This is a genomic window from Streptomyces sp. NPDC006516, assembly GCF_040611875.1.
Classification (GTDB): Bacteria; Actinomycetota; Actinomycetes; order Streptomycetales; family Streptomycetaceae; genus Streptomyces.
Genome location: NZ_JBEXPD010000015.1, coordinates 54,416 through 77,015, shown reverse-complemented (window position 1 = coordinate 77,015; position 22,600 = coordinate 54,416). Strand labels below are relative to the sequence as shown.

Here is a 22,600-nt window from a genome sequence, read left to right as displayed (position 1 = left end):
TAACTGCATCAAAGTTGTTGCAGCTAAGTGGAAAGTGAGTACGCTTTAGTCTCAGTTACCCGCTGAGTGGAGGAGATTTCCCGTGCACAGTGCAGCGCTCATCACCGGTGCCTCATCCGGACTCGGGGCGGAGTTCGCCGCCCAGCTCGCCGCCCGTGGACACGATCTGATCCTGGTGGCGCGTTCCGAGAGCAGGCTCACCGCCCTCGCCGAGCGGCTCACCGCGGAGCACGGCATCCAGACCCACGTATTGGTCCAGGATCTCGCCGAGCCCGACGCGGCCCGGCAGATCGCCGGACGTCTCTCCTCGCGCGGCCTGAGCGTCGGCCTGCTGGTCAACAACGCCGGATTCGGCACGTGCGGACGCTTCGAGGACATCGCCGCGGACCGCGACCACGACCAGCTGATGGTCAACGTCGTCGCACTCGTCGACCTCACCCACGAACTGCTCCCCGGCATGCTGGAGCGCGGCAAGGGCGCCGTCGTGAACGTCGCTTCCACCGCGGGTTTCCAGCCCTCCCCGTACTTCGCCGTGTACAGCGCGGCCAAGGCCTTCGTGCTCAACTTCGGGCTCGCCCTGCGCCAGGAGTACCGCGGGCGCGGCATTCGCGTACTGACCCTGTGCCCCGGCCCGGTCGACACCCCGTTCTTCGACACCATCGGCACCCGCAAGGCGGCGGTCAACGGCTCGATGACCACACCGGAGCCGGTGGTACGGGCCGCTCTGCGCGCACTCGACCGCGACCGCGGCTACGTCACCCCCGGACTCGGCAACGCCCTCTCCGCGCACCTGCTGCCGCGCCGGCCGCGCACTCTGGTCGCCGCCCTCGCCGAGCGTGTCACGCGTAAGGTCCTCAGCCCTGCGGGCACCGCCCCACAGCCGAAGGAGTACACGGCGTGAGTTCCTCCACCGTCCCGGCCGCGGGTGCAGCCGCCGCGATGCTGCTCGTCGGTACCTCGACGGCCGTCTCCGCGACGATCGCCGACTACCCCGTCCTCAGCGGCCAGGCCCTGCGCTACGCGCTCGCCGCGGCAATCCTCCTGGCCGTGGTACGCCACCGCCGATTACCCCGCGCCGGCCTGACCTTCCGTGACTTCCTGCTGCTTCTGGCGCTGGCCGCCACCGGACTGGCGGGCTTCAACATCTTCCTGGTCGAAGCCACCCGGCACGCGAGCCCCGCCACGATCGGCACGGTGGTCGGAGCGATCCCCATCGTCCTCGCACTCGTCGGGCCGTTGACGGAAGGCCGTCGCCCGGCGGCGCGCACCGTCGGCGCCGCGGTGGTCGTCACGCTGGGCGCTGCCGTCGCCGCGGGCTTCGGCGGAGGCAGCCTGCGCGGTGTGCTGCTGTCGGTGGGAGCGCTCGCCGGAGAGGTCGCCTTCTCGCTGCTCGCTCTTCCGCTGCTGCCCAAACTCGGCCCCATGAGAGTCGCCGCCTATCCCGCGGCGCTGGCCGTGCCCATGCTGGTGGCCGCGAGCATCGCCCTGGAGGGTACGGGCTCCCTCCGCCTGCCCACCCCCACCGAAGCGGCCGCCTTCGTATACCTCGGTGTACTCGTCACGGCCACCGCCTTCTTCCTCTGGTACGACGCGCTGCGCCGCCTGGGCGCCGCACGAGCCGGACTCTTCGCCGGTCTCGTCCCGGTGGGCGCGCTGGTCACCACGGTCGCACTCGGGCTCGGCGAGGCGGGCGTCGCGGATGTCGCCGGCGCACTGCTCGTCGGCGCGGGCGTCCTGATCGGTATGCGGCAGCCCGCGCAGACCGGCGGCGCGGACATCCCTGCCGGTGCTCATGGACACGGTCGCCACGTCCCTCGAGGCCAACCAGCCTCTGGGCGATTACGTACCCGCGGTGAATGAGCAGCAGTGCCTGAGCTGGGACTTCATACCGCTGGTCGAACGGACCGTCGTGCCTCGGCCGTGAGGCAGCGGAAGAGCGCTCCCGCTTCGACGCCAAGGCGGCCGTGGAATGTCTCACCGCTTCGTCGAAAGGCGGAGTGGTCTCAGGTGACCGCACATGACCGCTACTGCCCGCCGGGCACGGATGGGGCACGGGAATCGCTACGGAGACCGTGTGTCCCAGCGTCCGAGCTGTTGCGGCTGAGGCTCGTACAACCAACCGGTGCTCTTGGCTGTCTTGTTCGGCGACGTCTGACCGACATCGGCCGCCGAACAGGACTGAAGGACTTGATGAACCCAGCCAGACGCACGACCGCCACCGCCTTGGCTCTGGCCACGGCAGGCGGAGTGCTCTACGCCACCGCCGTACCTGCTTCCGCGGCGGTGAACTGTACTTCCCCCGTCTTCACACGGCAGTTCTTCGCGAACACGACGTTCTCGGGCACGCCGAAGAAGACGGACTGCGATTCCACGATCGACCAGAACTGGGGCAGCGGAGCCCCCGTCTCCGGCGTGCCGTCCAACAACTTCGGCGTGCGCTGGTCGGTGACGCGCGACTTCGGCTCCGGCGGCCCCTTCACGTTCACAGCCTCCGCCCTGGACGGAATGCGCGTCTATGTCGATGGCGTCCGCAAGATCGACGTATGGAAGAACGTCTCCGCCACCGTCAAGAAGACGGTCAACGTGACGATCCCCGCGGGCAAGCACACGATCCGCTTCGACTTCGTCAACTGGACAGGTTCCGCGAACGTCAGGTTCGCCTATACACCGCGCACCTCCGCCGCCTACGACAAGGTCAAGCCCCTCATCCCGACGGGCACGGCCGTCTCGTACAACTCCGCCACCGGCGCCGCCAAGCTCACCTGGACCAGGAGCAAGGAGATGGACCTGGCGAACTACCGGGTCTACCGGCGGCTGAAGGGCGCGCCGTACGGCAAGCAGCTCGCGACGACCACCGCGACGTCGTACACCGACAGCGCGCTGCCCAAGACCGGAGCGGCCTACTACTACGAGGTGCGGGCCGTCGACAAGGCGGGCAATGTCTCCGGCGGCAGCCCCGACAAGCTCGTCACCACCGTCGACAGGACGCCGCCCGCCGCGCCCTTCGTCGAATGGGATGCCTGCCCGGCCGACCAGCCCTACGCGGCACCGGAGCTGGTCACCACCGCGCAGAACGCCGCCGACATCGTCCGGTACGAGATGCAGCGGCTCGACGCCACCACGAAGAGCTGGAGCACCGTCTACTCCGGCACCAAGGGTGCCATCTGCGACACCGGTTACCGGGCCGACGGCAGCAAGGTCACCTACCGGGGGCGGGCCCGGGACGCCGCCGGGAACTGGTCGGCGTACTCGGCCGCCACGACGTTCACCACCCCCGACCTGACCCCGCCCGCCGCCGTCACGGGGCTCCGCGCCGAGTACCGGTCGGGCGTTCCGCATCTGGTGTGGTCGCCCGTCACCGGGGCCGCCTCCTACCAGGTCCTCCAGTACGACCCGGCGACCGGCGGCTACACCGACGCTCTTCCCGACGGAAGCCCCACCACCCGGACCGACGTCGTGCCGCGCCAGTCGGCCGCCGTCGCCGACAGCTACCGGTACGCGGTGCGCTCGCTGGACGCCAAGGGCAACCCTGCCGCGCCGGTGGAGATCACTCTGAAGATGGCCGACCGGCCGGAGGCGATCCCCGCGTTCAAGACCACTGCCGACAGGTTCGGCGAGGGCGTGATGGTCGAGTGGAGCAGCGTCGACCCGTGGACCGTCGACGAGCAGCCCCTTCCCACGTACAAGATCATCCGGACCGACACCGCGACCGGCGAGACCGACATCGTGGACCGGTGCAAACCGTTCACCTCGGTTGACCAGCCGCTGGATGACCCGGACACGTACTGGACCTGGGCGGACGACGATGCTCCTCTCTCCGCCCGCAAGCAGGTCAACGGCACCTGCTGGGATGTCCAGGGCGAGTCGGAGACGACGTACGAGTACCGAGTCGTGACGACCGACCGTTACGGACATGTGTCGCAGGCCGGCCCGCCCGCCACGGAGACCACCCCGGACACGCAGCGTCCGGCCCCGGTCCAGGACCTGACCGCGGAGCGCGTCCCGCTCGGCGTCCGGCTGACCTGGACGCCGCCCGCCGACGCGGACGTCACCGGCTACCACGTATGGCAGGGCGTCACCGACGCGGACAGCGGTGAGACGGTCTGGAAGGAGAACTGCTGGTCCGGCAGCTCCCTGGCCAGGACCGAGATCCTCTGCCCCACGGTTGCCGACGGTGCCACCCACGTCTACAAGGTGGCAGCCACGGACGACCGGCTCATGCACGACGACCAGGCACTCGACGTACTCCACCCCGCCGAGGTCTCGGTCACCCTGCCTGACACCCGCCCGCCGGGCTGGACGGGGACCGAGGTCCGTGAGGGCCAGTACCCGGAGCTGTACGTCGGCTGCTCCGAGAGTTCCGGACTCGGGGACTGTTCCCGGTTCGCGAGCTACCGCGTGGAGCGCTGGGACCCCGTCACTGCCGCCTACGTCGCCCTGGCGGAGGGCACGATGGGTGACGCCGCGTACTACATGGACACCACGGTGCACGAGGACCGGCTCGGCCTGTACTACTACCGCGTCGTACGGCTCGACGCCTCGGGCGTCGAGGCCGAGACCCGATCGGCGGCGTACGGCATCTGGGACTCCTGGCTCTGACCGGACGTGTGACAGGGGAGGCGACCGAAGGTTGTTTCGGCCGCCTCCCCTGTCCCATGCAAAAAAGCCCCCGGCCTCTGGCCGGGGGCTTTTCATGGAGCGGGTGACGAGGATCGACCTCGCGCTCTGGAATCGCTGATCGCTGATCGCCCTATGACGTACCCCAGACCTGAAAACCGTCGTGGCAGCGATGTGACGTGGGCCCAGATCCCGCACCACCGCAGGTGAACGGCCCTGGCCAGGCGAATTGGTCAGAGGTCGTTCCGCTGCCCGACGCCCGTAGGCGACCGCACTTCCCTGCGGTTTCCTGTCCAGTCGGGCACGGGTGGGGCACGGCGCCGGGGCTGCTGATCGTGAGGCCGCTCTTCAGCACCCGAGGTTGTCGGAGTTCTGGGAGGTGTCCGACTTCATCTTGGAACACGACCCGCTAGTACGCGGCCACATCTACGGGCGCTGATTCACCAAGGCTGGGGTGGCCCATTGCCGGGTCAAGGCCCCCAGCGTTCCTGTTACCGCGGGCCGTGCCAGTCCAGGCACAGGACTGTGGCGTCGTCTTGTGGGGGGTGGCCGTGGTAGGCATCGGTGACCGCGGCGACCAGAGCACGCACGGCCTCTCGTGGGTGATCGGTGGCTGTGGCACGGATGAGGCCGGGCAGATCCACGGTGTTCGCTTCGCGTTCTTGCATCCCGTCGGTGTGGAGCACGAGGCGGTCACCGGGGCGCAGATCGAGGTCCTGCACCTGGTAGGCGCCTTGCAAGGAGATACCGAAGGGCATGTCAGCCGCCAGAGGCAGTTCGTCGACTGTGCCGTCGCGCAGCCGGAGTGGCTGGGGGTGGCCGGCGTTGACGAACTTGGAGCTGCTCCCATCCAGGGCGATGCGTAGCAGTTGTCCGGTGGCAAAGGCGGGTTGCCCGTGGTCGAGGAGGGCCTGGTGGATCTGGCGGGCCTGTTCGGCGAGGCCGGTTCCGGCGCGGCGGGCGCCGCGGGAGGCGTTGACGAGGAGGGTAGCGGTGAGAGCGGCGTTGACGTCGTGGCCCATGGCGTCAGTGACGGACATGTGAAGGGTTTCGTTGTCGAGGCTGTAGTCGTAGGTGTCGCCGGCGATGTCGGAGGCCGGGACCAAGGCGCCGGCGAGGGTGAAAACGGTGGCTTCCAGGGAGGCGGCCGACGGAAGGAGTTGGCGCTGGATTTCCGCGGCCAGGCTGACTGAGGTGGTGCGATTGCCCCAGTGGTAAAGGTCGGTGAAGCGACGGTCGGTGACGACGATGTACGCCAACGCGTGCGCCGCCGCCTCGACCTGTTCCAGCACGTCCTGGGTTACGTGATCGAGAAACAGCTCCAGGACACCGATGGTGTCGCCGCGGTTGGTGACCGGTGCGAGCACCCGCTGCCTGTGTTCCCTTTCCGGAGCCAGCACCAGCCGCTGGGCACGCAGGACCTTGTCGTAGAGGCCGCTGTCGGCGAGGGGCACTTGTTCGGCGCAGCGCTCCTGTGGCGTAGCCGCGGTGTCGTTCACCCGCAGCAGGCGTCGTCCGACGACGTCGACGAACAGGAACGACACGGATCGGGCGCCGAACCGGTCGCGCAGATTGCGCGCCACGACATCGATGGAGTCAGCCGGAGCGGCATCCTCCGCCGCCGCCAGCACCTCAGCCAGTCTCATTCGATCACGAGCCACATCAGCCTCCCGGAACGGCGGACTCCTGCGGACTCTGCCTCCCGCGGCATAACAGTACGTTCCTCACCCATTACTCAATGCGATAAGCGGTGAACTCGCCTCTCGCCGAGCAACCCGTCCTGCCGGTTCAACCGGACCGAGTGCCGCGTCTGACGGCCCCGACGGCGGTCTGCCGGGTGATCTGGGACTGAAATCGCGAGCCGAGCAGCACGCGACCGTCCGGTAGGACCGGGCCGGGCCGGTCGGTGGGCACCGGATCAGCCCAGCGGCAGTTCGGCGGTGCCGCATCGGGAGGCCGCACCAGAGGCCGTGGAAGCCGCGCACCAGTGACCGGGGCCGTGGTCGTATGCCTGGGCACCGACGGCCTGAACGGCGGCGATGGCGGACGGGATGCCGAATGTGTCGAGTCTGTGCGGGAGATGGGGTCACAGGCGTGCCGCGCCCATGTGCCGGCGATTCATTGATCTCACCTGGACGGCGGCACGAGAACATCCCGGACGGGACTTGCTCGCAGCCGCGACGGAGACATTGCGTCATGTGAGTTAAGGAAAGAGACGCGCCAGAGTGAATAGGCTTATGGTCGACAGTTCCTTCATCTTGTGATTGTCACTTTTTTGGAATGGCATTGTCGCTGGAATTTCTGGCTCCGTGGCCGGGGTGTGGAAAATTGCTGCGTAATATTCGGCGGAAACGTGACGGCTGCTCGGACGTTTGGCTGGGCCGGGTGCGCCGTGGACCACGACTCTCCGACAGGAAATGGCCTCTCGATGAAGTTGAAGATCCCTAAGCTGGCTTCCCGCCGCGCCCTCTCCGGCTGGCTTGCCTCGGGGCTTGCGGCGACCGTTGCCGGCGTCATGGTCGCTGTGACACCGACGCAGGCGCTGGCCATCGCGACCCCCGTGCCGTTGGGCACGGCTGCCTCGTACTCCGTTCTGGCGGGCTCGGAGATCACGAACACGGGGCCCTCGCTCATCAGCCAGGATCTCGGGGTGAGTCCGGGGACGGCCATCACCGGGTTCCCGCCCGGACAGGTGCTCGGTGCGGTGCATTCCGCGGACGCCGCGGCGCTGCAGGCCAAGAGCGATCTGGTCGTGGCTTACAACAACGCGGCGGGCCAGGCCACGGATTTCGCACTCGCGGCGGGTATCGGGAACGGAGACACGCTGCTGCCGGGTGTGTACACCGCGGTGTCGGGTGTGGGCCTCACCGGTGACCTGATTCTGGATGCCGGGGGGAACCCGAACGCGGTCTGGGTGTTCCAGATTCCCGAAGCTCTCACCACGGCGTCCTCCAGCCGGGTGCTTCTGACGAACGGCGCGTCCGCCTGCAATGTGTACTGGCAGATCGGCAGTTCGGCCACGCTGGGTACCACCTCCACGTTCGTCGGCACGATCATGGCTCTGACCTCGATCAGTGTGACCACGGGGACGAACATCCAGGGCCGTGCGCTGGCCCGCAACGGTGCGGTGACGCTCGACAACAACCGGATCTTCCCCGGAACGTGCTCGACCACGACCACGGGCGGAACGACGACCGGCACCACCACCGGCACCACGACCGGGACCACCACTGGAACGACGACCGGCACCACGACCGGTGTCCTGGGTGGCGTGACGACCGGCGGTACGACGACGGGCGCGGTCGGCGGTCTTCTGGGCGGCATCTCGACCGGGGGCCTGGTCGCCGGCCAGGTGTCCGGCGGTACGTCCGGGAACATTTCCGGCAACACCGCAGGGAATGTCGCGGGCAACACGACCAGCGGCAACACCGCGGGCAACACGACCGGCGGTAATACCGCGGGCAACACGACCGGCAACAACACCGCGGGGAACGACACCGGCGGTCACGGTGGTGGGCCGGGCGGCCCCGGTCAAGGCGGTCCGGGGCACGGCGGCCCCGGTCACGGCGGTCCGGGTCACGGCGGTCCGGGTCACGGTCACGAGGGTGGACCGGACAAGGGACACGAGGGTGGACCGGACAAGGGACACGAGGGCAAGCCCGGGCACGGTCCCGAGGGCAAGCCCGGGCACGGTCCCGAGGGCAAGCCCGGGCACGGCGGCGACGACAAGCACGGTGAGCACCACGGCTACGGGGACAAGCCCGATGAGCAGGGTGGCCCTGAAGGTCACGCGGGCTAGGTCTCGGACCTGACACGGCGGTTCCGAGGCTTTCGGGGGCAGGTCTCGGACTGACCGCCGGTATCGAATGACTGGATGACAGCTCGACGGCATGCGGCAGATTCTTCTTTCTGCCGCATGCCCTCAGTGGTATTCGCGATAGCGGCAGTAAATGCGAGAGTTGACATGAGAAGAACTGGGTGGGCGGTGTCCAGTGGAATGCAAGCAGTGGACACGGAACGAGCACAACAGTCCGAGTCCGGTGTGTCCAACGCCGGCGTCAAGGGGGTCGGCCCGTCGTCGAAGCGGGAGAAATCTGCCCGTGCCCTGCATAAGGGTCTGTTCACCGTGGTGCTCATGTGTCTGGTGACAGCACTGGCCCACGTCGCCATGGTTTTCCTCCATGTGGCACCCGCGAATCATGTGTCGAAGCGATACAGCCCTCAGGTGAACGCATGGGTGTATCCCTTGTTCGAGCAGAACTGGCGGCTGTTCGCCCCTGATCCGGACTCTGCCAACCGGCAAATCCTGGCGAGGACGTCGCACACCGCGCCGGATGGATCAGTCCAGGTGAGCGGCTGGTTCGACCTGGCCGCCGTGGACTCCTCGGCGGTCGAGCACAACGTGTTCCCGAGCCACACAGCGCAGAACCTGTTGCGCCGCGCGTGGACGACCTACGTCGAACTGCACGGTGGCGACGACGCGGCGGACTCGGACCGGGCCGTGATGTTGCAGCAGTACCTGCGCAACATCGCCGCTGACCGTTTCGCGGACCACAACAGCGGCCCCTTCGAGTTCATCCAGCTCCGTGCCCTGACGCTGCCTATCGCAGCCCCCGGGACAGCGGCATCCAAGCGTCCGCCCGTCCCGGTCGAGAACCGGCTTCTGCCCTGGTGGAAAGTGACCCGTCATGGGAACTGAGCAGCTCCCCCCATACCCGTCGGCCGTGACCCCGGACCGGACGGCCGAACAGGAAACTACGAACAGAGTCGTCATGCGGTGGCTGAGTGAGCGGGCCGCAGCGTTCTGGGCTCTGGTGACCGGCCGACCGGTGTCCTTGTACGCGGCCGCGGTGCTGCGTATCGGTTACGGACTGCTGTACCTCGCCTTCCTCCTCCGGGAGTTCCCGCACCGAAACGAGATCTGGGGCCCCGGCTCGCCGTGGACACCGGAACTGGCACAGCAGCTCTTCGAGCAGTCGGGCTGGAACAGCATCCTGACTCTGTCCGGCAGCCGCACCTACTTCGAGGTCTGCTACGCGGCGGCCGTGGTGACGTCCGTCCTGTTCACGCTGGGCTGGCGGACCCGCATCATGTCCGTGCTGTTCGCTGTCGTGGTGGTCTCCTTCCACGCGAGGGCGATCTTCATGACGGACGGGGGAGACAACCTGATCCTGCTGATGGCCCTCTACCTCGTCCTCACCGCGTGCGGCCGGCGCTGGTCCCTGGACGCGCGCAGGACCCGACGGGCCGTCGCACGAGCGGGCATGACGCCGCCGCCTGTGAAGACCTTCTGGATTCAGCAACTCAGCGACGCGCGGGTCACGCTGACGACCGTCGTACACAACTGCGGACTCTTCGTCATCGCAGCACAGGTATGCCTCCTGTACGGAGCAGCCGGCCTGTACAAGGTCCAAGGCGCCTCGTGGGGTGGGGGCACCGCCATCCACTACGTGCTGAACCTCGACCTCTTCCAGCCCTGGCCGGCGCTCTCGCATCTCGTGGACCAGTACCCGACCGTGATCGCTGTCGCGAGCTACGTCACCGTTCTCCTGCAGGTCGCCTTCCCCTTCGTACTCTTCGGCAGACTGAAGTACCCCGTCCTCGCCCTGCTGCTGGGCATGCACATCGGCATCGCGGTACTCATGGGACTACCCCTGTTCTCCGGGGCCATGATCGTGGCCGACGCGGCGTTTCTCCCCGACCGCTTCTACATGTTCCTGGCCCGCGCCGCCCGGCGCATGGCTCCGCGAGCCGGCACGCGGCGGCCCAGCGCCTCCGAGGGACCGGACTCCCGGTCCGTGCCTCCACAGCTCAGGGGCGGCTACACACCGCGGGTCAGCAGATCGCTCAGGTAAGGGGACGTCCGGCGTCAGCCGACAAGGACAAGCTGCTCCCCGACCTGCGGTGAGTGCGGCACTGCGGTATCGCACGACACCACCATCGCAACTCACGTACCGCAATCTGCCCAGCGCCTGTATGCCGGCAAGCGCGCCGCAAGACCGACAGCGCCGGCCCGTGCCCGCACCTCTTGCCTGAGGGCAGGAGGCGTAAGCCGTCAGAATTCCTGCACAAGGGGTCTGCCGAACTGACGGGCCGGGCCCTCTGGCACAGGGTGCTCCACCGCAGCGCGGACCCGCCGCCCAGCCGGACTCGAACCGGGCTACCGGACAGCTCCCCCGCGCAGGGAGGTGCACTCAGACAGGACGAGCCCATGCCCAAGCGATCTGTACTCCCAGTGGTGGTCTACGACGGTGACTGCGCCTTCTGTACCACCTCGCTGACCTATCTCATGCGGCGCTTGCGGCCCAAGTGCGCCGTTACACCCTGGCAGTTCACAGACCTCGATGCTCTCGGCGTCAGCCGACGGAGAGCCCAGCACGAACTCCTGTACGTCTCGCCGACAGGAACGGTGTACGGCGGCGCGCAGGCCGTCGCCAAGCTCCTGCTGCGCGCGGGCGGCATCTGGGCCTGGCCCGGCGGGATGCTCACCTTGCCACCGGTCCGCTGGATCGCCCATGGCATCTACCGGATCATCGCCACCCACCGGGACCGAATGCCCGGCGGCTCACCGGCCTGTGCGATGCCGACCGCATACCAAGCGCCCTGACCTGCGGCCTTTGACAGAGCGGTGGTTCCGGTGCGCGTCGGAGCGCCTCGCAGCCGGTGACCACGGCCAGGCAGAACCCCTCTGTCACAGCGGTGGGCACTCAGTGTTACGCCATACGGGCGGACTCCCCCACGCGGTTGGCTGACACCTCGGCACAGCGATGCACAATGTGCTCAAGATTTGATCTTGGCAGCCTGTTGAGCAGCAGTGCGCCCATTACGCCCGGAGATGCACTACCCCGTGGTTTCGAGGATGAGCCCCACTGTCAGGAAGCGCCGTCTGGGAGCCGAGCTCCGTCGACTCCGCATCGACAGCGGGCTGACCGGCGGGCAGGTCGCAGAGCGCCTCCTGATCTCCCAGCCGAAGATCAGCCGTCTGGAGAACGGCCACTGCGCCATCAGCCCCCGCGACGTCCGCGACCTGTGTGCCCTCTACGGCGTCACCGATCAGCAGGTACTCAATTCGCTGATGCGGATGGCGAAAGAATCCGCACAGCAGGGCTGGTGGAATTGCTACGGCGACATCCCCTACAGCATCTACATCGGCCTGGAGACCGACGCTCACTCCATTCACTGCTTCGCACCCATAATCATTCCCGGGCTGCTGCAGACCCCCGCTTATGCCCAGACAGTCATCGAGGAAACGATCCCTCTGATCACCGCTGAGCAGGCATCCAACCGCCTGAAGGTACGGCTGCGACGCCAGCACAGGATCTACGACCCCACTGGCCAACTGCGCCTATATGTCATCCTCGACGAATCAACGCTACGTCGAGTCGTTGGCGGCCCTGGGCTCATGCGCGAGCAACTGGAGCACCTGAACGCACTGAGCGCCGAACCGCACATCACCGTGCAGGTCCTCCCCTACAGCGCGGGTGCCCTCTCAGGTGCCGCAGGACAGTTCTCGATCCTGAGCTTCGCGGACAGTCCCGAAGCAGGGGTGGTGTACCTCGAAGGATCGACCAGCGACCTCTACCTGGAAAAACGTTCCGACCTGGAGCATTACGAGCTCATCCACACCCACCTGCGAGCCCGGGCACTCAGCCCTGACAACACTCGGCACTTCGTCTCCGACATCATCGGGAGCTATGGCGCCGCAACACCGTGAAGGGCGAAGGACTGAACCGGGTGTGGTGGAGTATCAGGGCGTGCCCCTCCCTGACGCCGACGGCTCAGAAGAGACCGCGCCGGCCCTCCGCACCGCGAATCCGGCCTGCGGAGCGGAGCGCGAGCCGCTCTGGTCAGCCGGCGACGCGGGCTGCCTGCTCGTGGAGCTCTTGGGCCTCCGGGACGGCGCTGTACCGGCGCGGGCGGACGCGCATGTCCTGGAGGGCGGCCTGTACCTTCACCGAGCGGTATGCCGTCGGCGCAGTCGAGGAAGGCGAGCCAGGCGGCCATGGCGCCGTCCACGTCACCCTGGCGAAGGCGTACGCCGCCTAGGTCGGCCAAGACGATGGCTCGAGAACGGCGCCGAGGCATCCGTATCAGCCGGAGACGGGGCACGCGGAGGGCACAGCCGCTCAAGCGGTCTAGACAACAAGAAAGGCCCGGGTCGCTGACATGGGCCTCATAAAAGAGCGGGTGACGAGAATCGAACTCGCGCTCTGCTCCTCGGGAATCAACGGTTCTTGAGAAGGCGAAGCCGCTCTGGCCTGCATGTTTGACGGGTGCGGGCCAGGGCGGTGCGGCCTCTGGGAGCCATACTTGTCCGCTGCTGTCCGCTCCGAAGGGCACGGATGGGGCACGAGAGCTGACAGCGCGACGCGTGCTCCGGGCGGGCCGACTGGTCAGAGGTGGATGATGCGGACTTGGTTGCCGCAGAGGCTGGTCATGTCGTCGTTGTCGGAGGTCAGCAGGGCGACAGGCTTCGGCTGGCGCAGGGCGACCTCGGCGACTGTGGCGTCGATGGCGTACTTGTGCCCGTGCAGTCCGGCACCTTTGAGGAGTTCCGCTGCTGCTTTCGCCGTCTGTTCGGTGACGGGCTCCACCTTGACGCGGGACAGGGCCCAGTTCAGGCGGGGCATGTTGGTGCGGGAGTGGGTGACTTCCACGATGGTGTTGGCCCCGATGACCAGGTCGGCTCCCATGTCGTGGAAGACCCGAAGCATGGCGAGGAGCTTGCGGTCCTGCGCGATCCAGGCGGAGAGCCCTTCCGAGTCCAGGACGACGGTTTCGATGCGTTCGCTCACGCGGCGTCCGCGCCCGTGGAGGTCTCGGCGGAGCCGAAGATCTTCGCGCGGGCCTCGGCGAGCTCCTCGTCGCTGAAGGGGCTGTGCTCCTCCTCGTGACGGCGGAGGTCGTCGCCCAGTAGCTGGTGCCGGATCTGGCGGGCTACGGCTTCGGCGACGTAGCCGGAGACGTTGTCCGTGAGCTTGCGGAGTTCCGCCACCTGGTTGCTGGGCAGCGTGACGGTGATGCGAGTCGTTGAGGACATGCAGCAAGCATACTGGAGTATGCGCGCAAGGGTATGTGTTTGGGCGCCCCATCGCCACTCTCGTGACGCTAGTCATGCAATGTGGATGGGACACCACATGCGCGACGTTGCCCCCCTTCGCCCTCGACGTGTGGTGGGAAGCTGTATGAACAAGCTCCTGTGTGTGCCCGGGACGGTTGAGTCGTAGCTCACGGCTGGCTGGAAGGCTGGCGGGTCCCAGTGGAGTCGCGATGGTCGATTGGCCGTCGCCACCACTCCGTAGATTTGAAACAGCCCATCAGCCAGTGGGCTTCCGCGATGTCAAGGATGACGTTGCCGACCCAGGGGATTGGCTCGAAGCGGAGCATGCCCTCCTGGATGCGCACCGGCTCCCAATCCAGGTCGTGGTGGAGAAGGACGGCGTGCGGCTCACCGCGACGCTGCCAGAAGACCATGGGTTCGTGGACCTCGTTCTCGAAGGGTTTGACGATGTCGTCCGGAGCGAACTCGACGTTCGCCATGTCCGCCCACCTGCCGACTCCCTCGCGTTCCCGTGCCAGATAGCGCCGCATGGCCTGGACGAACACATTGAGGCTCGCGTCGTCCAGTACGGACTCCTTGGGGACGACGATCGACTTCAATTTCTTGCGTAGCGCCCTGCCCCGGCGGAGCTGACGGGTCGCATTGGCCCAGAAAAGCCCGCCGCGCTCGGGATCGTGGACCACGCAGAGAACGGGAAGGCTGCCATCGCGCCAGTTATCCCCGTGATTGCCGACCGGTACGCGGTGCCCGTTGTTGGTGCGGGTCGAGATTCCGCCCTTCACCTGCACGGTCAGGGAATCCTCCGTCCGCTGTCCGTTATCGACGAAGGTGATGTGCAGATCCTCGCCGTGGTCGTTGCCGCCGTCTATCTCCTGCACGATGTGGCCGTGCCGTTCCAGCAGCGAACGCACCTCATTCACTGCCATGCGTCCGATACGCCTACTTTCGGGCACCTTCGGCATATAGCCCCCTCTTCACGAATGCGCGGGAACCAGGTTAGGACCAGCCACTGACACGCATGTGGCCTTCGAAGAACGTGGCGGGACGTGCAACTCCCTGGCTCACCTTGTCAATTGCTGTCAGCGTGGGAAACCGTGCGATTGAGGACGACCTGATCCGACAACCCACGTGGGATCGGGGCCTGGACGAGCTGACCAACCGCGTCCGCATGGCGGCGCCCGAGCTGACCGCCGGTCGCCGTCCTCCGGGCGACATCAAGTCAGAGGTGGTCGAACGGGTCGTGGTCCTGTCGGCTCCGGACCGACATCCCGTGTGCTCGTTGGCCTGGCCGGACGGCTTCCGCTTCTCACGACCTCCGTCACACCGGGCATACCCAGGCCACCTGATCCGGGGCCACCCTCAAGGAAGCGATGGTCCGGGCCGGGCAGTTCTCGGAGAAGGTCGCGTTGATCTAACAGCACTCCGGTCTTGGGCGGCAGCAGAAGGTGGCCGGCGGCCCGGACGGCCTCGTGCGCGACGCCCCGTGAAGGCCAAGGAGAAGCCTTCTGGTGCGGAGGCGGTGTGTGGCGCTGGCCAGTCTGGACAACAAAAAACCCCGGCCGCTGGCCTGGGGCTTTTTCGTGGAGCGGGTGACGAGAATCGAACTCGCGCTCTGAGCTTGGGAATCAATGGTTCTTGAACGGCTTTAGTGACTCTGACCTGCATGTTTGGCCGGGCCGGGCAAGGTCGGTGTGGTCTCCGGGCACCGGGCTTGACCGCTGTTGTCCGCTCCGAAGGGCACGGATGGGGCACGAACGCGGTCACTGTGGGGAAACGGCCCTTGGCGTGTCACACCCAAGCGGTGATGAGGTGGTCGGGGGTGAGGCTGAGGATGCCGTTGGCGCTGCTTCCGCTGCGGGCGACGGCGAGCAGGGGGGTGGAGTCGTCGGTGCCGGGCAGTTGTGAGCGGTGGGTGACGAGTCGGGCGAGGTCGCGGTTGTCGAAGGGTTTGTTCTCCAGCCATTTGATGGATCCGACGAAGGTGATCTTCTTGGCGATAGGAGATCGGTCGGCGCCGACGAGGTCGATTTCAGGGTCGTTGGTGCGGGTCCAGTAGCCGCCGATCACGTTGGTGGCCTCCGGCAGCCGGTCGTCGGTCAGGCGCCACAGGGCCTCGCGGATCACAGGTTCGACGGCGCGGCCCCGCCAGGACGTCCAACTGGTGCGGATCGATTCGAGTACACGGTCTCCACGCCCGCGCTCGATCATGGGGATGCCGGGCCCGAGGAAAGAGAGCCAGAAGCGCAGGTACGGATCGGTGACGCGGTAGCGGCTCTCGCGGCTCGGCCTGGTGGACAGTGGAAGGTCGGCCGCCACCATGCGTCGGCTGGTGAGGAGCTCCAGGGAACGTTTCAGAGAGCCTGGATTGAGGTCGCCGGCTGCCCGGCCGATCAGGGTGAAGGTGCGTTCACCGTGTCCGATGGCACTCAGCACGGTGCGGGCCTGTGCCTCGGTGGGGAATTCGGCGGCCAGAGTGCGCTCGCCACTGACGAGGAGGGCGGATGTCGGACGGACCAGTGCCTGTTCCAGGTAGTCCCAGAGGGTGGCACCTGGAGGCCATTCTTCAAGGATGAGCGGGAGGCCGCCGGATACGAGAAAGGCGTCGAACGCTTCAGCCGGCGGAAGGTCGAGCATGGCGGCGACCTCGGCCGGATTGAGCGGAGGTACGACCATCTCGGTGCCGCGCTGGTAGAAGGGGCGACCGTAGGTGTTCAGCTGCTCCATCATGGCGATGTCCGAGCCGATGAGGACGAGTAGTACAGGGAGCTTGGACAACGTCCGATCGAATGCCTTCTGTAGCGCGCCCTCGAAAGTGGGGTCCTCGCGTACGAGGTAGGGCATCTCGTCGAGCACGACCACGCTGGGCGTGTCCTGAGGCAGGACACTGGCGAGCAGGCTCAAAGCCGCGTCCCAAGTCTGCGGGGTGGCGAAGTCCGCGACGCGGCCGGCGTCGGGGAGTGGAGAGACGGCGAGCTCGGCGGCGAATCCTGCCAGGTCCTCGGCCTTCGAGCCGCCTACTGCGGTGAAGAAGACATGAGGAAGCCCGGAGCGTTCCAGGAACTCCTCCACGAGCCGGGACTTGCCGACGCGTCGGCGCCCTCGGATCAATACGGCGCGCCCGGGCCGCCCGCTGCGTCCGCCGGTCCGTACAGGGGCCAGCAGGTCATCAAGAAGGCCGAGCTCCGTACGACGCCCAACGAATCCGTTCACAGGTTCCACCTCGCCGATCGTTCATTCTCTGCCAGGGCAGGTTACTTTCATAAATGAAAGTTGCGCAAATGCAATGCTTCCTGCGCAGCTGTTGCCGACATCCCGTGAGACCGAGAGAAGATCAAGGCCGGCTTGCATGCGGTGGGCCCGTGTTATGGCACGCCAACTCGCCGACGCCCGGGGTCGATCGACGTCAGTGGCGGGCGCCGGGTGCCGGGAGGTGTGCGTGACAGGGCTGCGTCCAGGCGCCTCCGGCAGTCGACGCATGCCGACGCGCCAGATTGGACTCGCCTTGTAGTTGTAGATGTTGTTTGAAGCCAGGCTCGGGGCGTGATGGCCGGGCGGAAGGGCGCTGAATAGCGGGAAGAGGGGCACGGCGCGGAGGTGATACGGGATGGTCAGGCCGGTCTGAACAGCAAGAAAGCCCCCGACCACTGGCCTGGGGCTTTTTCATGGAGCGGGTGACGAGAATCGAACTCGCGCTCTGAGCTTGGGAAGCTCATGTTCTACCATTAAACTACACCCGCGAAGCGCGCCGATCATCCGGCAGTGCATCGCCCACACTGTACCCCATCTCAGGCCCCCGGCGTCGTCGCCGTGGGGTCTGTGTGTCGTGCCGGGGTGCGGGCGGTGGGGTGGACGCGGGTGCCGGGGCGGGGAGTTGGGGGCGTAGCGTGGGTGGTCGGAGTGCCGCCTGGAGTGGCGTCCTGTTCATCCCCTAATGTGGCGGTCTCGTCCAAGGCTTGTTGGGGAAGGGACTTGATGGAGTCGATGGAGCGCACCGTCGTCCGCTGTGCCTCGGGGCACGTTTTCGCTACCTCGTCGTTCCCGATGCAGCAGCTCGGGTCCGAGCGGATCGGTCCCGGGCGGCTCATCCGCTGTCCGCGCTGTGCGCGGTTGCGGCAGGCGGTTCCCGTGGTGTTCGAGGAGCGTTAGCGGGGCGTCGGAGATCTGAGGCGGGACGCGCGGGACGGTCCGGTTGGGGTCGGCTCGCGCGTTCTGCGTATCCTCGGTGCGTGCTTCTCTCAGATAAGGACCTCCGGGCCGAGATCGATGCCGGGCGGGTTCGCATTGACCCGTTCGACGCTTCGATGGTGCAGCCCTCGAGCATCGATGTGCGGCTCGACCGCTACTTCCGGGTGTTCGAGAACCACCGCTATCCGCATATCGACCCTGCCGTCGAGCAGGTGGACCTGACGCGTCAGGTCGAGCCGGAAGGCGACGAGGCGTTCATCCTCCACCCCGGGGAGTTCGTCCTGGCGTCGACGTACGAGGTCATCTCGCTCCCCGACGACCTGGCGTCGCGGCTGGAGGGGAAGAGTTCGCTGGGGCGGCTCGGGCTGGTGACGCACTCGACGGCCGGCTTCATCGACCCCGGATTCTCGGGGCACGTGACCCTGGAGCTGTCGAATCTGGCGACCCTGCCGATAAAGCTGTGGCCGGGAATGAAGATCGGGCAGCTGTGCATGTTCCGGCTGACTTCGCCCTCGGAATTCCCGTACGGATCCGAGCGCTACGGATCGCGATACCAGGGTCAGCGAGGGCCGACCGCCTCGCGTTCGTTCATGAATTTCCATCGGACTCAGGTGTGATGCTGCGTGGCTGCTGAAGAGCGGGAGAATCTCAACTACGAGGCCTTCGGGCGTGCCGTGCGTGAGCTGGCCCAGTCGGTCGCCGACGACGGCTACGAGCCCGACGTCGTGCTGAGCATCGCGCGGGGCGGGGTCTTCGTCGCCGGTGGTCTGGCGTACGCCCTGGACTGCAAGAACATCCACCTGGTGAACGTGGAGTTCTACACCGGGGTGAACACCACCCTGGAGATGCCCGTCATGCTGGCGCCCGTTCCGAACGCCATCGACTTCACCCGGAAGAAAGTCCTCATCGCCGACGACGTCGCCGACACCGGCAAGACGCTGAAGCTGGTCCGGGACTTCTGCATCGATCACGTGGCCGAGGTGCGCAGCGCGGTCATCTACGAGAAGCCGCACTCGCTCGTGAAGTGCGAGTACGTGTGGAAGAAGACCGACCAGTGGATCAACTTCCCGTGGAGCGTGGAGAAGCCCGTCGTGCGCCGTGAGGGACAGGTGCTCGACTCGTAGGCCCGCGCCGCGAGGCATGGTCTCGGTTCTGACGCGGGAGGGCCCCGGTGGCACGCCACCGGGGCCCTCCCGCGTCAGAACCGGGTCGGTCAGATCGTGCCCAGCTTGATGATCGAGAGCAGCGCGATCAGCTGGATCGCCGAGGCGCCCAGCGCCTTCGGCCACGGCAGGTCGTGGGACTTGCTCACCATGGACGTGAACAGCGCTCCCGCGGCCAGCCAGGTGACCCAGCCCAGGATCTGGACCAGGGAGTTCTCGCCGCCCAGGAAGAGGGCGAAGACCAGGCGGGGCGCGTCCGTGATCGACATGATCAGCATCGACAGGCCGACGGTCGGCTGCCAGGAGCCGGTGCCACCGAGCTGGCGGGCCAGGGTGTGGGTCACCGCGCCGAGGACCAGTCCACCGATGACGAAGCCCAGGCCCGTGAAGATCACGTACGGGGCCGCCGTGGAGACCTCGGCGTGGATCGCCTCGTCGCGGGCCTGGTCGAAGCCGAAGAGCGCGAGCAGGCCGTAGACGAACGTGACGACGATCGCGGTGCCCCAGACGGGGTAGTCGCGCATCTGCCAGAACGTCGGTCCCGGCCGCATCACAATGCCGCTCAGCAGCTGCTTCCAGTGCAGCCGGGGCCCCGACGGCTGCGCGGGGGCCTGGCCGGCCTGGTAGGTGCTGCCGTCGCCGTACGGGTCCTCGCCGATGCTGAACGCCTGGGTGTGCCCAGGGGCGTTGGCGTACGGGTCGTGCTGCGCGGGCTGGTGGTACGGGTCGCCGAAGTACTCCGGCTCGCCGTGCCCGCCCGTGTGCCCCTGCGCACCCCCGTGTCCGTTGCCGCCGTGCCCGCCGCCGTACGGGGCCCCTTGGGGCCCTCCGTACGGTGCGCCGTTGCCTCCTGCCGGGGGCCACGACTGCCCGCCGTACGGCTGCTGCGATGGTGCCTGCGCGCCGTACGGCTGTTGCTGCTGCGGGTGTTGTTGCGGTGTGCGGTTGTCCCGGCCGCGTCCGATCCTGAATCCAGCCACACATCGAACGTACCTGGTCCGTGCGGGTGCGGGGCGGGAGCCGGGGGAACAGGGGCCCTTTGCGGCCTACCTGTGACATCCCCTAAGGGGACCCTGGGGGGCCCGCCCCACCCCGCAACGCCCGCTGGACGTGCTCCTGGGACCCCCAGGCGCCCCTGGACGCCCCGGGAAGCGCGGAAGCGGCCGGTCCTGCCCCCGAGGCAGGTCCGGCCGCTTCCGCGCGGCGGGGCAGAGCTACTGGACGGGCTCCGGCTCCGGCTGGTCGGCCGTCTCCGCGTCGCCGGCCGGGTCGGTGGGCGTCTTCACCGACTCCAGCAGCAGCTGGGAGACGTCGACCACCTGGACCGACTCCTTCGCCTTGCCGTCGTTCTTCTTGCCGTTGACCGAGTCGGTCAGCATGACGAGGCAGAACGGGCAGGCGGTCGAGACGATGTCCGGGTTGAGCGACAGGGCTTCGTCGACGCGCTCGTTGTTGATGCGCTTGCCGATCCGCTCCTCCATCCACATCCGGGCACCACCGGCGCCGCAGCAGAAGCCGCGCTCCTTGTGGCGGTGCATCTCCTCGTTCCGCAGGCCCGGCACCTTCGCGATGATCTCGCGCGGGGGTGTGTAGATCTTGTTGTGGCGGCCCAGGTAGCAGGGGTCGTGGTACGTGATCAGACCCTCGACCGGCGTCACCGGGATCAGCTTGCCCTCGTCCACCAGGTGCTGGAGCAGCTGCGTGTGGTGGATGACCTCGTACTCGCCGCCCAGCTGCGGGTACTCGTTCGCGATGGTGTTGAAGCAGTGCGGGCAGGTCGCGACGATCTTCTTCGCCGACTTCGCCTTCTTGGTGGAGTCGTCCTCGTCGTCCTCGCCGAACGCCATGTTCAGCATCGCGACGTTCTCCTGGCCGAGCTGCTGGAACAGCGGCTCGTTGCCGAGGCGGCGGGCGGAGTCACCGGTGCACTTCTCGTCGCCGCCCATGATCGCGAACTTGACGCCCGCGATGTGGAGGAGCTCCGCGAAGGCCTTCGTCGTCTTCTTGGCACGGTCCTCGAGAGCGCCCGCGCAGCCGACCCAGTAGAGGTAGTCGATCTCGCTGAGGTCCTCGACGTCCTTGCCGACGATCGGGACCTCGAAGTCGACCTCCTTGGTCCACTCCACGCGCTGCTTCTTGGCGAGGCCCCAGGGGTTGCCCTTCTTCTCCAGGTTCTTGAGCATCGTGCCCGCCTCGGACGGGAACGCGGACTCGATCATCACCTGGTAGCGGCGCATGTCGACGATGTGGTCGATGTGCTCGATGTCGACCGGGCACTGCTCGACGCAGGCACCGCAGGTGGTGCAGGACCACAGCACGTCCGGGTCGATGACGCCGTTCTCCTCGGCGGTGCCGATGAGGGGGCGCTCGGCCTCCGCGAGTGCGGCGGCGGGGACGTCCTTGAGCTGTTCCTCGGAGGCCTTCTCGTTGCCCTCCATGTCCTTGCCGCCGCCGGCCAGCAGGTACGGCGCCTTGGCGTGCGCGTGGTCGCGCAGGGACATGATCAGGAGCTTCGGGGAGAGCGGCTTGCCGGTGTTCCAGGCGGGGCACTGCGACTGGCAGCGACCGCACTCGGTGCAGGTCGAGAAGTCGAGGATGCCCTTCCAGGAGAACTGCTCGACCTGGGAGACACCGAAGGTGTCGTCCTCGCCCGGATCCTCCCAGTCGATCTCCTTGCCGCCGCTGGTCATGGGCTGCAGCGCGCCGAGCGCGACCTCGCCGTCGGCGTTCCGCTTGAACCAGATGTTCGGGAAGCCGAGGAAGCGGTGCCAGGCGACACCCATGTTGGTGTTCAGCGAGACCGTGATCATCCAGATCAGCGAGGTGCCGATCTTGATCATCGCGGTGAAGTAGATGAGGTTCTGCAGCGTGCCGAGCGCGAGGCCCTTGAAGGCGAGCACCAGCGGATACGAGACGAAGTACGCGGCCTCGTAGCCCTCGACGTGGTGGATCGCGCCTTCCAGGCCGCGCAGGGCCAGGATCGCCAGGCCGATGACGAGGATGACGTACTCGACGAAGTACGCCTGCCAGGCCTTGGAGCCGGCGAAGCGGGACTTGCGTCCGGCGCGCGAGGGCAGGTTCAGCAGGCGGATGGCCATCAGCGTGACGATGCCGAGCACGGTCATGATGCCGATGAACTCGATGTACATCTCGAACGGCAGCCAGCCGCCGACGATCGGCAGCACCCAGTCGGCCTGGAAGAGCTGTCCGTACGCCTGGAGCAGCGTCGGCGGCAGGGTCAGGAAGCCGATCGCGACGAACCAGTGGGCGAAGCCCACGATCCCCCACCGGTTCATCCGGGTGTGGCCGAGGAATTCCTTGACCAGGGTGATCGTGCGCTGCTTGGGGTCGTCGGTGCGGCTGCCTGCCGGTACCGGCTGTCCGATGCGGACGAACCGGTAGATCTGCGCGACGGCTCGGGCGATGAGCGCAACGCCGACAACCGTCAGCACCAGCGACACGATGATCGCGGCGAGTTGCATTTGGGGGCTCCTCGGGCCTGCGAGGGTGGGATCCAGCGCGTACAAGCGATTACTAAGCAGTAACTTAATCAGTCTGTGCTGACACTATCCAC

17 protein-coding genes, 1 tRNA gene and 1 pseudogene are annotated in these 22,600 nt (G+C 67.2%); 11 read left to right on the top strand and 8 right to left on the bottom strand.

Annotation, left to right across the window (positions count from 1 at the left end; all coding sequences use genetic code 11):
• The first annotated feature begins 82 nt into the window (after positions 1-82).
• From ABZY45_RS30215 to ABZY45_RS30205, 3 genes are all read left to right on the top strand, one after another.
• The gene (locus ABZY45_RS30215) at positions 83-901 is read left to right on the top strand and encodes an SDR family oxidoreductase (RefSeq protein WP_356745030.1); all 819 of its coding nucleotides are present in this window, start codon (positions 83-85) and stop codon (positions 899-901) included.
• Positions 898-1,860 (top strand): DMT family transporter, encoded by a 963-nt coding sequence (locus ABZY45_RS30210; protein ID WP_356745028.1) that lies wholly within the window; start codon positions 898-900, stop codon positions 1,858-1,860. The genes ABZY45_RS30215 and ABZY45_RS30210 overlap by 4 nt, the downstream gene beginning before the upstream one ends.
• Positions 1,861-2,190: 330 nt before the next feature.
• The gene (locus ABZY45_RS30205) at positions 2,191-4,599 is read left to right on the top strand and encodes a PA14 domain-containing protein (protein ID WP_356745026.1); all 2,409 of its coding nucleotides are present in this window, start codon (positions 2,191-2,193) and stop codon (positions 4,597-4,599) included.
• A gap of 509 nt (positions 4,600-5,108) precedes the next feature.
• Here the strand turns inward: ABZY45_RS30205 and ABZY45_RS30200 are convergent.
• A complete protein-coding gene (locus tag ABZY45_RS30200; protein ID WP_356745024.1) occupies positions 5,109-6,278 on the bottom strand; it encodes a PP2C family protein-serine/threonine phosphatase in 1,170 nt (389 codons plus the stop codon).
• A gap of 767 nt (positions 6,279-7,045) precedes the next feature.
• On the opposite strand from ABZY45_RS30200, the gene ABZY45_RS30195 reads away from it, so the two are divergent.
• From ABZY45_RS30195 to ABZY45_RS30175, 5 genes are all read left to right on the top strand, one after another.
• Positions 7,046-8,416: an ice-binding family protein gene (locus ABZY45_RS30195; protein ID WP_356745022.1), complete on the top strand. Its 1,371-nt coding sequence runs from the start codon at positions 7,046-7,048 to the stop codon at positions 8,414-8,416.
• A 198-nt stretch (positions 8,417-8,614) separates the two neighbouring features.
• On the top strand, positions 8,615-9,316 hold the full coding sequence (locus ABZY45_RS30190) for a DUF5819 family protein (protein WP_356745020.1): 702 nt from the start codon (positions 8,615-8,617) through the stop codon (positions 9,314-9,316).
• A 73-nt stretch (positions 9,317-9,389) separates the two neighbouring features.
• A complete protein-coding gene (locus ABZY45_RS30185; RefSeq protein ID WP_356745018.1) occupies positions 9,390-10,472 on the top strand; it encodes an HTTM domain-containing protein in 1,083 nt (360 codons plus the stop codon).
• 356 nt (positions 10,473-10,828) lie between these two features.
• The gene (locus tag ABZY45_RS30180; RefSeq protein ID WP_356745016.1) at positions 10,829-11,224 is read left to right on the top strand and encodes a DUF393 domain-containing protein; all 396 of its coding nucleotides are present in this window, start codon (positions 10,829-10,831) and stop codon (positions 11,222-11,224) included.
• Between the two features lie 240 nt (positions 11,225-11,464).
• Positions 11,465-12,331: a helix-turn-helix transcriptional regulator gene (locus ABZY45_RS30175; protein ID WP_356745014.1), complete on the top strand. Its 867-nt coding sequence runs from the start codon at positions 11,465-11,467 to the stop codon at positions 12,329-12,331.
• 679 nt (positions 12,332-13,010) lie between these two features.
• Here the strand turns inward: ABZY45_RS30175 and ABZY45_RS30170 are convergent.
• The 3 genes from ABZY45_RS30170 to ABZY45_RS30160 all read right to left on the bottom strand — a co-directional run bounded on the left by ABZY45_RS30170 (position 13,011) and on the right by ABZY45_RS30160 (position 14,604).
• A complete protein-coding gene (locus ABZY45_RS30170; RefSeq protein ID WP_356745012.1) occupies positions 13,011-13,412 on the bottom strand; it encodes a DNA-binding protein in 402 nt (133 codons plus the stop codon).
• Positions 13,409-13,657: a hypothetical protein gene (locus ABZY45_RS30165; protein ID WP_356745010.1), complete on the bottom strand. Its 249-nt coding sequence runs from the start codon at positions 13,655-13,657 to the stop codon at positions 13,409-13,411. Before ABZY45_RS30165 ends, ABZY45_RS30170 begins: the two co-directional genes overlap by 4 nt.
• A gap of 188 nt (positions 13,658-13,845) precedes the next feature.
• Positions 13,846-14,604, bottom strand: coding sequence for a DUF4365 domain-containing protein (locus tag ABZY45_RS30160; RefSeq protein ID WP_356745008.1), 759 nt, complete (start codon positions 14,602-14,604; stop codon positions 13,846-13,848).
• Positions 14,605-14,819: 215 nt separating this feature from the next.
• On the opposite strand from ABZY45_RS30160, the pseudogene ABZY45_RS30155 reads away from it, so the two are divergent.
• Positions 14,820-15,159, top strand: a pseudogene (locus tag ABZY45_RS30155) (site-specific integrase); the annotation flags it as partial.
• Positions 15,160-15,466: 307 nt separating this feature from the next.
• Here ABZY45_RS30155 and ABZY45_RS30150 read toward each other — a convergent pair.
• Both ABZY45_RS30150 and ABZY45_RS30145 read right to left on the bottom strand, forming a co-directional pair.
• Positions 15,467-16,888, bottom strand: a complete 1,422-nt coding sequence (locus ABZY45_RS30150) for an ATP-binding protein (protein ID WP_356745006.1) — start codon at positions 16,886-16,888, stop codon at positions 15,467-15,469.
• Positions 16,889-17,341: 453 nt separating this feature from the next.
• A tRNA-Gly gene (locus tag ABZY45_RS30145) sits at positions 17,342-17,415 on the bottom strand.
• Positions 17,416-17,904: 489 nt separating this feature from the next.
• Here ABZY45_RS30145 and dcd point away from each other — a divergent pair.
• Both dcd and ABZY45_RS30135 read left to right on the top strand, forming a co-directional pair.
• Positions 17,905-18,480, top strand: coding sequence for a dCTP deaminase (dcd, locus tag ABZY45_RS30140; protein WP_356745004.1), 576 nt, complete (start codon positions 17,905-17,907; stop codon positions 18,478-18,480).
• Positions 18,481-18,486: 6 nt separating this feature from the next.
• The gene (locus tag ABZY45_RS30135; RefSeq protein WP_356745002.1) at positions 18,487-18,987 is read left to right on the top strand and encodes a phosphoribosyltransferase; all 501 of its coding nucleotides are present in this window, start codon (positions 18,487-18,489) and stop codon (positions 18,985-18,987) included.
• Between the two features lie 89 nt (positions 18,988-19,076).
• On the opposite strand, the gene ABZY45_RS30130 is transcribed toward ABZY45_RS30135, so the two are convergent.
• Together ABZY45_RS30130 and ABZY45_RS30125 are read right to left on the bottom strand one after the other, a co-directional pair.
• Positions 19,077-20,006: a Yip1 family protein gene (locus ABZY45_RS30130; protein WP_356745000.1), complete on the bottom strand. Its 930-nt coding sequence runs from the start codon at positions 20,004-20,006 to the stop codon at positions 19,077-19,079.
• Between the two features lie 234 nt (positions 20,007-20,240).
• Positions 20,241-22,508: a (Fe-S)-binding protein gene (locus ABZY45_RS30125; protein ID WP_356744998.1), complete on the bottom strand. Its 2,268-nt coding sequence runs from the start codon at positions 22,506-22,508 to the stop codon at positions 20,241-20,243.
• Positions 22,509-22,600: the final 92 nt, after the last annotated feature.